Raw genomic sequence first — 16,351 nt, forward strand, 5'->3', positions numbered from 1 at the left:
CCGGCATGAAAACATTCGGATTCTCCCTTTTGCTGTTTTGTGCAATCAACAGTTTTGCACAGGACTCTACTTATACCAGAGGGATCATCAATACCCTTACGTCAAAAGCTTTCTGGGGCAGAGGTTATACCAAAGACGGGATGAAAAAAGCGGGCGATTATATTGCAGATGCCTATCAAAAAATCGGCTTACGGCCAATGGGTACAGCCTATAAACAGACCTTTAGTTTCCCTGTAAATACGTTCCCGGGAAAAATGATGGTAACCATTAATGGCGAAAAACTCATACCAGGAAAAGATTTCATCGTAAATAATGAAAGTCCGGGCATTAAACAAATAGCCGAACTAACACCGGTTGACAGCCTCCACTTCCAGGCTAAACCTTCGATACAAGTTTTACTAAAAGATAAACTAACCTGGTCTGTAGCTACCGAAGTTGGGGATATTACGACCATACAACTCAATAAAAAGAGCCTTAACACCCTACCGAAAGAAATAAGCGTCGACATTGAAAACAAATTTATCCCCGATTTTCAGGCCGCCAATATTTGTGGTTTGGTTAAAGGCACTCAGTATCCTGATTCCTTATTGATCATAACCGCACATTACGACCACCTGGGCGGAATGGGTGCAACTACCTATTTCCCCGGTGCAAATGATAATGCAGCTGGTGTGGCCACTTTATTGAGTCTGGCCAAATATTACGCCGCTAATCCTCAGCCCTACTCTATCGGTTTTATCTGTTTTGCAGCCGAAGAAGCCGGATTAGTAGGATCAGGATATTTTGTAGAAAACCCTTTGGTTCCATTAGGTAATATAAAATTCCTCATCAACCTCGATTTGGTAGGCACAGGCGAGTCAGGCATGACGGTGGTTAATGCTTCAGTTTACCCCAAAGCCTTTGCACAGCTAAATGCCATCAATAATGAACACCATTACATCCCGAAAATCAATCAGAGAGGTAAAGCAGCCAATAGTGATCATTATTTCTTCACTGAAAAAGGTGTTCCCGCATTTTTTATTTATACCCAGGGAGGTCCCTCTGCCTATCATGATATATTCGATAAACCTGAAACGTTACCCCTTACCAAATACAAAGATCTGTTTAAACTAATTGTCGGTTTTAATCAGAAATTAATGAAATAGTTGCATTTTTTTAGGACCAAAACGATAAACCGCTATTCAAACACCCCGTTATCCATACTCAACCCCTAAATCCCCGTTTTTCCGATTGGGATAATATTATCAGCCTTTGGGATAATTAAATTGAGTAGTAAGGCTTGTATACTCATCTTTGAATCAACAAAAACGAAACGAATTATGAGAACTATACAAAAACTTAATCTGGTATTACTACTGGTGGCATTTACGTTTAAACTGAGTGCACAAAATCAAATCGAAATTGTTATCGTAGGTTCCGCACATGATAACGCTAAATCAACCATAAATTTTCAGGCCATAATTGATAAACTTAAAAATTTCAAGCCTGATATGGTGTTTGGTGAATACCTGCCACAGGACAATTATGCTAAACTGGAAGAAAGTAACTGGGCAAAAGAATTGTTTAAAAAGGAGCGTGACTACCTGCAAAAATTAAATCCTGAGTCTCCTAAAAGCATAGATGCACAGATTAAAAAAGACCTAAAAGCACTTGCAAAATTTGCTTACTATCATCAAACGAGGATGAATTTAGCGGTTAATTATGCTAAAAACTGGGATAGAGGAAATACTGAGTATCAAATCTTTGTGCTAGAGAACTATATGAAACAGAGTTTTGGCAAAGAAGAACTTGCCACCTATAAAAAGATGTTTGGCAGTGTAGATTCGTTAAAAAAGATGGGTCTTTACAGACCGGGAAGTGAATACAGCAAAATCTATTTCCCCCTTATTTATCAATTGAAACAAGATCGGATTTATAATATGGATTGCCAGACCTATGATAAACCCTGGGGCGAAGCCTGGAATAAAACAGATTCGTTATATAAGATTTTAATCGGCAAAGCAAAAGCCGACAGCAGCTCGCAGGAAGCTGCTACTGTTAAAGCTATAGAAAAATACTGGTCTTACAGTAAAGATGAAGCAAGTGTATTTAATGCTGACCCTTATGCAGGTATGAATACAGTAAAATATGGTGTTTTAGATGAAGCCTGGAACTTTTATGGCGGATCGCACTTTTATGGATATGCGGGATTTCCGACTGAAACGGTAAAGGAAATGATAGCGCAGTGGACCCTGAGAAATGAAGGGATGTGTAAAAATATCATCGAACAGTCGAAAGCTAAAAAAGCAAAAAGGGTTGTAGTAGGAGTTGGTGCATCGCACCGGAAGTGGATGGAAGAAATTTTAGCAAAAAACCCAGATGTAAAAATTATTAACTATAACGATATACACTAAAATTTTACATGCGCTCCAGAGCCTCCTTGCCGTGCATGGGGGCTTTTTTTTTTAAAGTTCGCAAATTTTTTCCACTGCTGTTTGCAAATGCAACATAAACGGACTACTTTTAAACTAACAAATTAGTTGTATGCCCTTTATGCAACATCTGAATGAATTGTGTGTCTGCCTTTTAAACAAACCCATGGTCCATCACATTTTTAGTCCCGTTCATCACATTTATTGAATTTATAAAAAAATAGCCGATAATTTTAGGTTCCATATTTAAACCAAACATGAAAAAACTCTTACTTTCTCTCACTTTCAGCCTAATTATCTTTAGCCTGTTTGCACAAAAAAACGGAAGCATCACCGGAATATTAGCTGATAGTGCAAACCATAAAACCACATTAAATTATGCTACTATTTCGGTTTATAAAGTTGGTGATAATGCATTAGCTACTTATAAGCTGTCTGATGATAAAGGCGTTTTTAAAATCAATGGTCTGGCCACGGATGTAAAATACCGATTAGTAGTAACCGCCTGGCAATATGGAACTTTTAGAAAAGAAGTAAAACTCAGCACAGCCAATCCGAGTTTAAACCTTGGCACACTTTACCTTTCCACCAAAGCAAATGACTTAAATGAAGTAGTCATATCTGCTGAGCGCCCGCCCGTAATTGTGCGTAAAGATACCATTGAGTTTAATGCCGAATCTTTTAAAACCCTGCCATCTGCAGTAGTAGAAGATCTGCTGAAAAAGCTTCCTGGTGTTGCCATTGCAGCCGATGGTTCTATACAGGTTAACGGCAAATCAGTTAGTAAAATTTTGGTAGATGGAAAAGAGTTTTTTGGTGGCGACCAGCAAATTGCAACCAAAAATCTGCCGGCAAATATCATAGATAAAGTACAGGTAGTGGATGATAAGCAGGCCAAACGACGGGCTCCTGATTTAACAGAAGCAGAAATTCCGCAGGTTATTAATTTAAAGCTCAAGAAAGCCATAAAAAAAGGTGCTTTCGGTAAACTATATGCGGGAGGAGGTTTAAAAGACCTGTATCAGGCTGGTGGATTAATGAACTTCTTCAGGGACACTACGCAGGTAAGTGTTTTGGCTTACGGCAACAACATCAATCAGCCTGGTTTTAACCCCAGTGATGTTCAGCGGATAGGTGGATTTAACAGAAGTGGGGTTAACTCGATGATGATGAGTTCGGGCGGTTATTTCGAGTTTAACGGCATCAATTTTGGCGGAAGTAATGACGGTGTTCAAACTTCATCAGGCGGGGGGTTTAATTTTAACACCATCAATAAAAAAGGGATCAAATTTAATACGCAGTATTTCTTCGGAAAATCGAATAATCTTTTAGAAAAGCTTTCCAACACCAACCAGACCCTTGGCACAGATCGCTTAATTACCAATGCCAATGAAAATACTACTTCTATTATTCTAAAGCATAATATTGGTGGAAAACTAGACTGGCAGATCGATTCTTTAACACAGCTTACCATCGAACCCTCAATTGTATTAAATTCCAATAATTCGATAAGCAAAGTGTCATCTAACAATAGCAACGTCAATAACCAGTTAATCAATGCACTCGAAAATTTGAATGATAGAAACAGCTCCAGCAATAAATATCAGCTAAGGGCCGATTTTAATAAAGATTTTAAAAAGCCCGGAAGATCTTTAAACCTTGGTGCCGATATTTCTGCGGGTCCAAACCCTGTTAATAATTATAACAAAAGCACCAGCATTTTTTACCTCACACCATCAACTTCAGAAATTGACCAATTAAGACAAAATAGTATAGATAACTTCAGGTCTTACCTCTATGGCAACTATGCTGAGCCGATCAGCAAAAAACTAAAATTCAAAGCCGATATCAATGGAAATATCATCAATAGCGAAAATGCATTAAGTACATTTTACCGTAATCCGGCTAACCAGCTGTATGATATTGTAGTACCAAACTTATCGCAAACAGTTAAACAGAATGGATTCAAAACCAATACAAACATCAGCCTCGGATATAAAGTAACTAAAGATTTCTACCTTCAACCCGGATTGGTACATAATTATATTTCATTGAACAACCGTTTCACAAATGGAGCAGCTGTTGATCAACGTTATCATTTTATTTGGCCGACATTTCAGTTAACTTATAAAATATTCCGCTTTAATTATACCGCCAGTTTTACAGAGCCTAACGTGAGTTATCTCCAGCCAGTGGCCGACAATACAAATGCGCTTTATATCAGAAATGGAAACCCTAATTTATTGCCAGCCCGTAGGCAGAGTTTAAGCATGTATATGTACAAATATGATCCTAAAAACCTTATTAATTATAATTTATATGGCTATGGCAATTTCACCAAAAACGGCATAATTAACACCGTTACCATTAATAATGGCGTTCAAACGGTTAATCCCATTAATATGAGCGGTATTTATAATTTTCAGGGCGGGGCGAATGTTTCAAAAGATTTCAGGAAAGATAAAACAAGCTTGAAGGTTGCGATGGGTTTTTGGGCTAATTTCGATCATACGCCTGTTATTGTTAACAATATTCAAAGCAATGCCAATGTTTTCTATGTTGGACCAAATGGTAGCATCAGATTGAACCTGAACGATAAAGTAGAAATCAATCAATCATACTACATCAATTTAAACCGTAGCAAATACGATGATAGTTTTTATACCAACATTAGCTACAATACTCATCAAAGTACATCTGAGCTGATTATCCGTTATCCTAAAAAAGTGGTTTTCGAAACGAGTTATGCTTTAACCATTAACGAACAAAAAATTGCAGGCTTTAATAATAACATTAAAATCTGGAATGCCGGCCTTACTTACCTGTTTATGAAAAATGATCGGGCCCAATTAAAATTTTCGGTAAACGATATTCTGCAGAGCAACGTAAGAAGGAATATACAGATTATAGGTAACAGTGTTATTGATGCACAAAGCAATAACCTGGGCAGGTACGGCATGCTTACACTTACTTATAACATCCAAAACTTCGGTCAAAAAGTTGGCGGAAGACAAACGTTCTTCAGTTTTTAACTACCTTATTCCGAACGTAGTGAAGAGTTCTTTGCGCAGATTTTGTTTGCTGTCATCAGAAGATTCTTCACTGCGTTCAGCATGACAGATTAGCTTATTGCGTTAACGTTAGTTTAACCAGATACTGATCTTCACCATCATCAAAAATCAATTCAGCATTCCATCCCGTTTCTGCAGCAATCTGTTTAATGGTTTCTTCATCTATATAAATCCAGTTGAACCAATTGCCTTTTTCGCCTTTATATTCATACTGGTAAGATACCTCACCGTAGTACTGGTTTTCTGGTTTAGGCAGATCTTCATATAAATAAGCGATGTCAGATGAATCAAAAATGACCTGTCCGCCGGGATTGATCAGGTCTTTTAATTTGATTAGAAAAGCTTTAAAACCTGGCAAAGTTCCTGTTAAACCGATACCGTTCATGAGCATGATGATGGTGTCGAATTTCTCTTGATAAGTAAAAATATCCTGTACAAATGCTTTTTTTACTCCGCGGTCTTTCATAATGTTTACCGCAGCTTCCGAAATATCTATAGCGGTAACATCGATATTAAATGCCTGTAGCAGTAAAGCATGACTCCCCACACCGGCGCCGATATCCAGCACCTTTCCATTACACATATGCAAAGCCTGAAGCTCTAAAACGGGCATATCTTCATCATCACGGAAGAAGAATTCCAGTGGCATTTCTTCCGGTTCTCCGTAAGAATTGTGTAACCAAAGGGTATCCGCCTCGCCCGCTCTGTAAATATCTGTTAGCGCTTTACCAAAAACATCCATGGGGCAAAGATAGGGAAAATGGAAAGATGTATGAGGGAAGATGAGAGATGGAAATTTTATACTGAGGTAATAGGCCGCTGAAAGAGCCGAAAAATGATTACAAAATATTATGGCAGAGATCTTAATTTATTGTCCCCCATTAATTATCATTTTAATATTGCTTCTGAAGTTGGTCGGGATTTACAATCCCGTCCTAAGTGCCCTGGATTTTTAATCCTTGTTGTAATAGATGCAAAAAGGTCTGGATTACAAATCCAGACCAACGATTCCAAATCAAATACCTGATGGTGTTCTAGTATGGCTACATGTTTAAAACCAAAGTCTTTTAGTCTAGTAGCAAAATGTTGTTCTACTCATACTCCATGAACAAAGTTGGTCGGGATTTACAATCCCGTCCTAAGCGCCCTGGATTTTTAATCCTTATTGTAATAGAGCAAAAAAGTCTGGATTATAAAACCCAGACCAACAATTTTAAAACATTTTATGCTAACTCATATACCTGATGGTATTCTGGTATAGCTACATGTTTAAACCCTTTATCCTTTAATTTAGTAGCGAAACTTTGCTGTATTTCGTACTCTCCGTGTACCAGAAACAACTGTTTTACCTGAGCAGGATCCTGACCAGATAAAAAATGCAATAAATCTTCGTAATCGCCATGCGCACTCATCGATTTTATGGATTGCACTTCAGCTTTAACCTCATATTCATCGCGAAAAATTTCAACCACCTTATCTCCGGCAATCAGTTTTCCACCAAGCGAATTCGGTTCGCAATAACCTACCATTAAAATGGTGTTTTTCTGGTTGCTGATATTGTTCCTGATGTGATGTTTTACCCTGCCGGCCTCAGCCATACCTGATGCAGAAATAATTACACAAGGTCTTGGATCAGCATTTAAGGCTTTTGATTCTTCTACACTTTCGACGAAACGCAGGCCTTTAAACCCAAAAATATCATGATCTACCTTTAAAATTTCCTTAACCCCATTATTGTATACCTCGGGATGGTTTTTAAGAATTTGAGTGGCTTTTGATGATAAAGGACTGTCTACGTAAAAAGGAACATCAGGCAGTTTACCTTTCAACTCTAGGCCATTTAAAGCATAAAGGAGTTCCTGCGTACGGCCAACTGCGAAAGCAGGAATAATTACCTTTCCTTTTTTAATTTTACAGGTATTATTGATGACCTCCAAAAGCATATCTTCGATCGGATCGAGATTTTTATGTAGCGAATCGCCATAAGTTGATTCCATCAGGATATAATCAGCCTGGTCAAATTTTTGCGGACTTTTTAATAACAAGTCGCCATAACGGCCAACGTCGCCAGAAAAGGTAATGCGCGTGGTTTTTCCATCTTCTATAATACTAAGATGAACAGCAGCGCTGCCCAAAATGTGGCCTGCGTCAGTAAATTTTAACAGAATACCCTCTTCGATTTTAAAATCCTCTTCGTACTCCACAATTTTCATCTGGCCAACCGCTTTGGTCACATCTTCTTCCGTGTAAAGTGCTTCTTCCATCTCTTCGCCTTCCCTCAGATTACGGTTGGCATATTCAGCATCCTGCATCTGGATCTTGGCAGAATCCATCATTAAAATGCGGGCCAGGTCCATTGTAGGCGAAGTACAGAAAATCTGCCCTTCAAATCCTTCAGCAACTAATTTGGGCAACAGGCCGCAATGATCTATATGTGCATGAGATAAAATGAGGTAAGTGATTTTTTTTGGATCAAAACCAAAATAATCGTTTAGTCTATCGGTAACATGGCCCATCCCCTGGAACAAGCCACAATCTAACAAAATCTGGGTGCCGTTTTTTAAGGTAATAAGGTGCTTACTTCCCGTAACCGTACGGGCGGCACCATGAAAAGCAATGTTCATCAATATATTGGTTAGCGCATATATAGCTAAAAAATGCCGGAATATTTCCGGCACTTTCAATTCGTTACGCGTTTATTTCGGCTACTTTATCTTTAACCTTATCGGCAACATCTGTGGCTTTATCGGCCAAACCTGCCAGTTTATCTTTCGAAGCATCCAAAAGATCAGCAAAAAAATCCGATACTTTATTTTTAAGATCGCTGGTCGAATCGGATGATAATGCCAATGCGATAGTTGCACCTAATGCTGCTCCGGCTAATACGCCTACTATGATTTTTGTTTCTTTTTTCATGGTCTTAGTGATTTACTTATTAAACATAATTAACCCACAGGTGTTTTTATTTTTTTCATCTTACAAAAACCAATCCATAATGAAACGAATATTCTTTATAGACTTAGACAATACCATTTATTTTACCAGGCAGAACGAAGAACAACTGATGGGGGAGTTATACCGTTTCCTGGAAAATTTAGATTTAGGCATTAGCCAGGCTGATTTTCAGTTAGCCAAACAGGAAATGTTGAGGACGCCTTTTCTAAAAGTAGCTAAAAAGTATCGTTTTAACGAAAAGGTGATGCCTGAAGTGATTTCCTATCTTGAAAACAGATCTGTAACCCAGCCGCTGAAACCCAGCGATGATTACCATTATATCAAAAGCTTAACCGGCCGAAAATTTATTGTAACAGCAGGTTTTCCAAAACAACAACTGTCAAAGGTAAAAATGCTGGGCATTGCCAATGATTTTGAAGAAGTACATGTGGTGGATGTTTCTAGCACCAATAAGAAAGAAAGATTTGAAATGTTAATCGATCAGCATCAACTTAACAAAGACGATATTCTGATTATTGGCGATGATGCAGAATCGGAAATTAAATTTGGCCTGGAACTGGGGATAACTACTTTTTTGCTAGATCCTGAAAACCTGCACCCTAATGCTGAAAGCACTTTCAAAGGAACTGATTTGAGTAGTCTTCATGCGGTAGCAGGGCAGTCTGACTAACTTATTGGATGATGCAATTTTGGGCTGTATGTTTATCTGCATACTCTTTGTTTCTACACCCGGTAGTAGCAGCAGCCTCCGTCCCGATTTACATTCGGAATTCATCGGAGCTATAGCGGATAACGGGACTGCTGTTTCCAGAGCAGTACTGCACCTGCGTTTCCGACACTGAATATTCAAAGCAGTGCGACCACATTGCCATTATGGCAATAGACCTTTATAAATAAAAAGTCCCGATTTTCATCGGGACTCTTCATTTTATCCTCTGCCACCTCTTGACGGTCTTCCACCTTCGCCACTTCTTTCACCTCCGCCACCGCGCTGTTGTGGGGCTTCCATCCTTCTTTGTTCCTGTCTTTGTTGCATTTGCTGATTACGCTGTTGCTGCATTTGCGCATCACGCTGGGCCCTTTCCTGTTGCTGTTGCTGGGCTTGTTGCGCACGTTGCTGTTGCATCTGCTCATTACGCTGTTGTTGCATCTGCGCATCGCGTTGTGCCCTTTCTTGCTGCTGTTGCTGTGCTTGTTGTGCACGTTGCTGTTGCATTTGCTCATTACGCTGTTGTTGCACCTGTGCATCGCGTTGCGCCCTTTCTTGCTGCTGTTGCTGAGCTTGTTGCGCACGTTGCTGTTGCATTTGCTCATTACGTTGCACCCTTTGTTGATCCATCTGAGCACGTTGATCATCCTGACCTCGCTGTGGCTGCATGTCACGTTGACCACGTTGTTGATCTATGCCCATTCGGTCTTGATTACGTTGTTGCCTGATCTGATCCCCACGTTGCTGATCCTGAATACGATTTGCATTATCCTGTCTGTTGCCATTATCAATCCCATTGGCACCACCGCGACTAATACGTCCGTTTGCATCCCGGTTATAAACTTCTCCCCTGTTATTTGGCTGATTATTGTTATCCCGGCCTACATTTCGGCTATCTCTCGATCCAAAGCGGTTATCGCCAGCGCCTGGAGTATTACCTCTTTGATCGCGGTTAGTGTATCCTTCATTTCTTCCGCCTCGGCTAATGCCAGCATTGCCTTGCTCAAATCTACGTGGCGCGGCATTACGGTTGTCTACCACTGCATTACGTTCAGGTCTTGGCCGGTAAATTGCCACCTCCCTACCGCCAATGCGGCTCGCACCTGGTCTCGAACTTTCAGCATAACGATATACCGTTACATCCCTGTTGGTTGCGCGCCTGATATCTTCAACCCTTGGACCTCCATAATAAGTTCTTCTGTTATACACATAAGTATTATTGATAATGGTAGTATTACGGATATATACGTTATTACGTCCATAATCATATCTTGGAAAAGAATTGATATAAATATTACGTTGAGGAATGAAGTTCCAGCAGAAAGAAGGCACTACATAACGGCGGCCAAAACTTAAATTAATACTGATGCTTGGCGCCATGGGTGCCCATCCGTAATAGCCATCTCCGCTTCTCCAATCTACCCAGGCTGGTCCCCAATTAGTGTCAGGCAACCAAATCCATTGCCGGTAACTGTTAATTACCCAACGGCCGTAGTGGAAAGGTGCCCAGCCCCAATCGTAATTGGAAACCCAGGTATTACCATATTCAGTCATGGCCCAACGTCCATTGGTATAATATGGGCGGAATTCACTTTGATCTACATCTGGTCGCCAAACATAACCGTATTGTGGATCCTGAATCCAGGTGCCGTAAGGCGAAAGTTCATCGTAAAAAGTCTGTAAAGAAATGTTGCCGGTACTGTAACCATCAGACTGGTAATCATTTTGGTAGTCTTGTGCCCTGACAAGGGTTGTGGTTCCGGCAAGGAGCGAAAATAGCCCCAGCACAAGTGCCGTAGATTTCAGTGTTTTCATTTGTGTGTTTATTTTAATAACCTAATGTGTGTGTATCAATTAGAGAACCAAAAATGCTGAAGGTTTAATATGCAAGCATAGTTTTTACATTTTCCTTTTAATATTGCATTACAAGGCATATTTAACTAATATTTAACGTTTTACACCAAGTTTAATTGTGTAGAAAAGAAGTCAGTTAAAAATAAAATTTGCTACACCTCTGTACATGAAAGAGATTATACTGCCATTTCCATAAGTTTTAGAACTTAAATCCTATTTATTGTATGTATTTTTGTGATATGCAAAAAGGCACTTTATACCTTATTCCCGTACCACTGGCCGAGGAGGTAGCACATAAAACTTTTACTCCTTATTTGGTCGATACGATTAATCAGATTGATACCTATATCGTAGAGAATAGCAAAACAGCACGCAGTTTTTTAAAAGAGGCAGGTTTAAAAATACCACAGAAAGATTTAATCGTACACGATTATGGCAAACATAACCGGACAGATCTGGGACAGTTTTTTGGGGAGCTTACCGCCGGCAAAGACGTTGGTTTAATGAGCGAAGCGGGTTGCCCGGGTATTGCCGATCCTGGGGCTGATATTGTTGCCGAAGCACACAAACGCGGGATTAAAGTAGTGCCACTGGTAGGGCCAAGCTCCATTTTACTGGCTTTAATGGCCTCTGGCTTTAACGGCCAAAGTTTCGTCTTTTGGGGCTATCTGCCTATTGATAAAGAACAACGTACGAAGCGCATTAAAGATCTGGATTTATCGGCCAGCCGTTATAAACAAACCCAGATATTTATTGAAACACCTTTCCGCAATAACCAGCTTTTTGAAGAAGTATTGAAAAGCTGCAAACCCAATACTCAGATTTGTGTCGCCAGCAACCTTACCGCGGCCGATGAATTTATTAAAACACAAAGTGTTTACAACTGGCGCAAAGAGGAAATAGATTTACATAAAAAGCCGACTATATTTTTGTTATACTAAGATAAAATCGTCATCTCGACTGTAGCGCAGCGAAACGGAGAGATCTTTTTAGAGTAGATTTAGCTCCCGTAAGCCTTTGGGCTATTTGCTACTTGAACTTTGCTCGAAATGCCGGGCGATTTCAAAAAATCAAAACATATCGAGCCTAACATTGGTTGTTAAGGTAACGCTTTGCAATATTATTCACTAAATCTCAGAGTTATGAAAAATACAAGCACACCGAAAAATAATCCAACAGTTCAAGGCAATTCAATAGCTGACCGCGCTAACCACGATGTTAAAACGGATAAAAAGATACAAGGCATTACCAACGGAGGTGGCCAACGTTCCGATCAGACATCGAACAAAGATAACCAGCGGAAGTACGATAACAAAAAATAATAAAAAGGTGTTGATTCTTCCGGATCATCACCTTTTTCATTACCACAAATCCCTAATCGGGGGATGTACAGAATAATAGCCATTTGTATCAATAACATATTGCTCTTTTACTGACGGAAGTTCAGGCAAGGCAAAATGATCAGTGACCGTAGTAATGTGATCGGCTAAGTTTTCCAGCCATTTCAACAGGGCTTCAAAACATATTCAAGCTTCTGCATTTCCGAAATTCGGATCTGCCTTAAACCCCATCCAACATCCATTTTTTTGCTGTGTCATGCGGTCAAATGTTAACCAGACAACCTGAACCCAATTATTACCTAATGAATTACTTGCTTATACCCCCAAGATCGGTTCCGCATGGCAACTGGAGCAAAGCAGAAAGCTGAGCATTTATTGATTAGCCATTCTGTTTTACAGGTGTAATAGCGGCTGTATTCGGAGATTTATGCCAGCTCACTAAGCAAATTATATTTTGATACATCCGTCATTCCCAATTTATCTGGAAATCCTCTTGATACATGAACTATAGAAGTTCTGAACAATCCATCCTTAATGAAAAATTACTAGTAAATATGGCTTTTGTGTAATTTTTTTATACATAACAATGAGTTATAAATATTACAAACAATACTAATTAAGTTTTCGTGTAAAATTCCGCCCAACGCCAAAATTCATGTAACATGTTCTGTTACATTTGTTTCATCAGCTATTAAGGACCAACTAACCTCTTATCCAATGAAAAAAAACCTAAAAAAAATCGCTTTATTAGCGATAGTTGCAGTAACCATTGCTGCATGTAAAAAAAACCAGGAAACAGTAAGCCCAGAACCACAGGAAACGGTAAAAAATGCCGATAAGGTTTTACAGCACATTAAAAATCTGGGCTTTCCCGAGTCGAGCATTGTTGATAATGGCAATGAATATATCGTTGAGGAAGATATTATATTTCCTAAAAATATGGAAATCCCGGTTAATAATTCGGCACCAAAAACAGAACAGTACTACACCGGAAGTATTGTAAACGCAACGAAAAAACTAAACATCCGGATTTTTGTAGATGCATCCATGACATCAATGAGCAGTGAGATCAACAGCGCCATTGCCCAATGGAATGCTGTTCCAAATTCTACTTTACGCTTCAGTATTGTAACCACCGCCCCTTACGACATCCTGATCAAGGATGAAAATTTGGGAAATGGCGTTTGCGGCCAGGGACAGTTCCCTTCGGGCGGAAGTGCAGGCGCTTTGGTTAAAATCAATAAAAATTATATTGCAGGTAATTCTTTTGCACAACGTGCCAGAACAATTTGCCATGAGTTTGGTCACTGCATCTCATTCAGACACACCAACTGGGCTGCGATCGGTGAATCAAGTGCAACGAATGTACCTGGCGTAACCGGAACAGACGCCTTATCGCTAATGAATGGTGGCCAATGTGGTTCGGGTGCAACCGTATTATCTCAAAAAGATAAAGACGCAACTGCAGTATTATATTAAAACCCAAAACAATCAATTAACCTAAACTAAATCCTTAACCAGTTGAAGATGAGCTCGGGTACCTAAGCAGTACCTGAGCTTATTCTTTAGCTAAAGCAATAATATCCTTACCTTCTAAAATCCGTCTCTGGTCATGATGGCTCAAGGTATTAATCATCGCCTGGCCAAGCTCAGCCATCGTGCAAAAACCACTTGGATAAATGGTCCTGCCAATTGGAAACAACCAGTTGATGTATTTATAGAATTGATGTGCATACTTTTGCCCTGCTAAAGGCTTGATAAAACCCGGACGAAAATTAAAAACCTGTTCGAAAGGTAATTTTGTTAAATCACTTTCTGTTTTGCCTTTTACCTGAGCCCACCTTAAACGGCCATTCTCATTGGTGCCTCCACCAGAAACGTAACAAAAAGTCATACCACTGTTAAGCCTACTCAATGTTTGTGCTACATGCATGGTAAGCGTGTAGGTCATTTTATAATAGGTTTCCCCGTCAACACCTACCGATGAAATGCCTAAACAGAAGAAACAGGCGTTATAGCCAGACAACTGATGTTCGATCGCTGAGAAGCCAAAAAAATCAGCATGAATAATCTCCTTCAATTTTGGATGTACGTAACCACAAGGCTTACGGTTAATTACCAGGATATGATCAATTTCAGCACTGCTTAAGCATTGCATCAATACACCTTCCCCAACCATTCCGGTGGCGCCGGTAATGATAACATTATGCTCATTTCTTGTTTTTCCCATTGAAAAGTTATTTAATAATCAAAACGAAGATCAGCGAATCTTTGTTTGCCAAATGAAGCTGTTAGCTTTGTTTTTGCTTTATTAATATAGAAAAATGATAATTAATTACCCTAATATGAGGAGTCAAAATTTGCCAATCATTAAAATGATGTTGTCAGCCTGCTTATTATTTATTTCCAGCTGGTTATTTGCACAAAACGAATTAAGTCCAAGGCAAACCTATCCTGATTTATTTGAGAGAGTTCAAATGGCGAGAATTTATCCCGATAGTAAATCTTTTGCAGACGCCATTCCAAAGAAGAGTCCTTCAGAAATCATGAAGGCCTATAACGCTTTAAAAAACAAGCAAAGTTTTGACCTGAAAGCTTTTGTAAATGAATATTTTAATATTCCGGAAAGTCAGCATGCGGCTTACCAATCTGATATCAGTGCGGGTATAGAAAAGCATCTGGATACTTTGTGGACGGTTTTAAAAAGAGCGCCTGATACCGCTTCCACTTACCAGACGTCACTTCTGCCATTACCAAAACCCTACATCGTTCCTGGGGGTAGGTTCAGGGAAATTTATTATTGGGATTCCTACTTTACCATACTTGGATTACAAAAGGCAGGTAAAACAAAAATCATAAAAGAGATGGTTGATAATTTCGCTTATCTCATTGAGAAATATGGCTTTATCCCTAACGGAAACCGTACTTATTACCTCACACGTTCGCAGCCACCATTTTTTGCAGCTATGGTTCAATTGCTTGCAGCGCACAATAAGGATATTAAACTGGCAGATTATAAAGATGCGCTGGAAAAAGAATATCAGTTTTGGATGAAAGGAGCCAGTCAGTTAAGTAATGGCAAAGCCGCAAACCATGTGGTAAAGCTTCCTGACGGTTCAGTTTTAAACCGATATTATGATGCAGGCGATCAGCCACGGGAAGAATCATACCGAGAAGATTTTGAAGCCGCTAAATTAACGAAACAGGCTCCTTCCACTTTTCTCAGAAATGTACGGGCTGCCGCAGAATCGGGTTGGGATTTTAGCAGCAGGTGGTTTGCCGATGGTAAAAGTTATAACCAGATTATCACTACCGATTTACTCCCGGTAGATTTAAATACTTTATTATATAATCTCGAAATGGCCATCGCTACCGCCAACAACGAAGCAGGCAACAAAACAAAAGCTATTGCATTTCTCCAAAAAGCTGCGCTGCGGAAAAAAGCTATCCTAAAATATTTCTGGAATAAAAAACAAGGATTTTTTACTGATTATAACTGGAAAAACCGGTCATTTTCCAGCCAAATTACACTTGCCGGAGCATTTCCCCTATATTTTAAACTGGCTACACCGGTACAGGCCAAAGCCGTGAAAGAAAAACTGGAAAGAAACTTTCTTAAAACAGGAGGGTTAATTACAACATTAGCCACTACAAAAGAGCAATGGGACGCGCCAAATGCCTGGGCGCCACTTCAATATATCAGCATTGTGGGATTGCGCAATTATGGGTACAATAAACTGGCCGATACGATTAGTAACAGATGGATCAACCTTAATATTTCGGTATTTAAGGAAAGCGGGAAATTGATGGAGAAATATAATGTGGTACATCCGAACAGCAAAGGTGGTGGCGGGGAATATCCTCTCCAGGATGGGTTTGGCTGGACGAACGGTGTACTCTTAAAGCTGATGAAAAAATAATTTATACTATATATTTTCCTTGTAGTCCTAAAACAAAAAACAGAGGCCGAACCCGAAACATATTAGGTAAATATGTTTTGGTTGCAGCCTC

The 16,351-nt window shown here is 39.5% G+C and carries 13 protein-coding genes; 8 read left to right on the forward strand and 5 right to left on the reverse strand.

All coding sequences use genetic code 11. The features are described 5' to 3' along the window. Positions 1-5 precede the first annotated feature (5 nt). The 3 genes from ACFE6N_RS09080 (at position 6) to ACFE6N_RS09090 (ending at position 5,443) form a co-directional block, all read left to right on the forward strand. Positions 6-1,145: a M28 family metallopeptidase gene (locus tag ACFE6N_RS09080; protein WP_378935741.1), complete on the forward strand. Its 1,140-nt coding sequence runs from the start codon at positions 6-8 to the stop codon at positions 1,143-1,145. 174 nt (positions 1,146-1,319) lie between these two features. Next, the gene (locus ACFE6N_RS09085) at positions 1,320-2,393 is read left to right on the forward strand and encodes a DUF5694 domain-containing protein (protein WP_378935743.1); all 1,074 of its coding nucleotides are present in this window, start codon (positions 1,320-1,322) and stop codon (positions 2,391-2,393) included. A gap of 275 nt (positions 2,394-2,668) precedes the next feature. Further along, on the forward strand, positions 2,669-5,443 hold the full coding sequence (locus ACFE6N_RS09090) for an outer membrane beta-barrel protein (protein WP_378935745.1): 2,775 nt from the start codon (positions 2,669-2,671) through the stop codon (positions 5,441-5,443). A gap of 94 nt (positions 5,444-5,537) precedes the next feature. On the opposite strand, the gene ACFE6N_RS09095 is transcribed toward ACFE6N_RS09090, so the two are convergent. The 3 genes from ACFE6N_RS09095 to ACFE6N_RS09105 all read right to left on the reverse strand — a co-directional run bounded on the left by ACFE6N_RS09095 (position 5,538) and on the right by ACFE6N_RS09105 (position 8,398). Next, entirely contained in the window at positions 5,538-6,224 is a 687-nt protein-coding gene (locus ACFE6N_RS09095; protein WP_378935747.1) for a class I SAM-dependent methyltransferase, read from the reverse strand. A gap of 481 nt (positions 6,225-6,705) precedes the next feature. Continuing rightward, complete coding sequence (locus tag ACFE6N_RS09100) at positions 6,706-8,106, reverse strand: MBL fold metallo-hydrolase RNA specificity domain-containing protein (protein WP_378935749.1); 1,401 nt, start codon at positions 8,104-8,106, stop codon at positions 6,706-6,708. A gap of 64 nt (positions 8,107-8,170) precedes the next feature. Next, positions 8,171-8,398, reverse strand: coding sequence for a YtxH domain-containing protein (locus ACFE6N_RS09105; protein WP_090986335.1), 228 nt, complete (start codon positions 8,396-8,398; stop codon positions 8,171-8,173). 79 nt (positions 8,399-8,477) lie between these two features. Between ACFE6N_RS09105 and ACFE6N_RS09110 the strand changes: the two genes are divergently transcribed. Continuing rightward, positions 8,478-9,107: an HAD family hydrolase gene (locus tag ACFE6N_RS09110; protein ID WP_378935751.1), complete on the forward strand. Its 630-nt coding sequence runs from the start codon at positions 8,478-8,480 to the stop codon at positions 9,105-9,107. Between the two features lie 258 nt (positions 9,108-9,365). Here the strand turns inward: ACFE6N_RS09110 and ACFE6N_RS09115 are convergent, their stop codons facing one another. Continuing rightward, entirely contained in the window at positions 9,366-10,961 is a 1,596-nt protein-coding gene (locus ACFE6N_RS09115) for a DUF6600 domain-containing protein (protein ID WP_378935753.1), read from the reverse strand. Positions 10,962-11,239: 278 nt separating this feature from the next. Here ACFE6N_RS09115 and ACFE6N_RS09120 point away from each other — a divergent pair, with 278 nt between their 5' ends. The 3 genes from ACFE6N_RS09120 to ACFE6N_RS09130 all read left to right on the forward strand — a co-directional run bounded on the left by ACFE6N_RS09120 (position 11,240) and on the right by ACFE6N_RS09130 (position 13,819). Further along, positions 11,240-11,941, forward strand: a complete 702-nt coding sequence (locus ACFE6N_RS09120) for an SAM-dependent methyltransferase (protein ID WP_378935815.1) — start codon at positions 11,240-11,242, stop codon at positions 11,939-11,941. Between the two features lie 201 nt (positions 11,942-12,142). Continuing rightward, positions 12,143-12,322 (forward strand): hypothetical protein, encoded by a 180-nt coding sequence (locus ACFE6N_RS09125; protein WP_090498180.1) that lies wholly within the window; start codon positions 12,143-12,145, stop codon positions 12,320-12,322. A 735-nt stretch (positions 12,323-13,057) separates the two neighbouring features. Further along, positions 13,058-13,819 (forward strand): M57 family metalloprotease, encoded by a 762-nt coding sequence (locus tag ACFE6N_RS09130; protein WP_378935755.1) that lies wholly within the window; start codon positions 13,058-13,060, stop codon positions 13,817-13,819. A 79-nt stretch (positions 13,820-13,898) separates the two neighbouring features. Here the strand turns inward: ACFE6N_RS09130 and ACFE6N_RS09135 are convergent, their stop codons facing one another. Next, positions 13,899-14,570 carry an epimerase gene (locus ACFE6N_RS09135; RefSeq protein WP_378935757.1) on the reverse strand — a complete coding sequence of 224 codons (672 nt, stop codon included), beginning with the start codon at positions 14,568-14,570 and terminating at the stop codon, positions 13,899-13,901. Between the two features lie 115 nt (positions 14,571-14,685). On the opposite strand from ACFE6N_RS09135, the gene treF reads away from it, so the two are divergent. Next, entirely contained in the window at positions 14,686-16,260 is a 1,575-nt protein-coding gene (gene treF, locus ACFE6N_RS09140) for an alpha,alpha-trehalase TreF (RefSeq protein ID WP_378935759.1), read from the forward strand. Positions 16,261-16,351 lie beyond the last annotated feature (91 nt).

It is taken from the genome of Pedobacter sp. BG31, assembly GCF_042464845.1.
Lineage (GTDB): Bacteria > Bacteroidota > Bacteroidia > Sphingobacteriales > Sphingobacteriaceae > Pedobacter > Pedobacter suwonensis.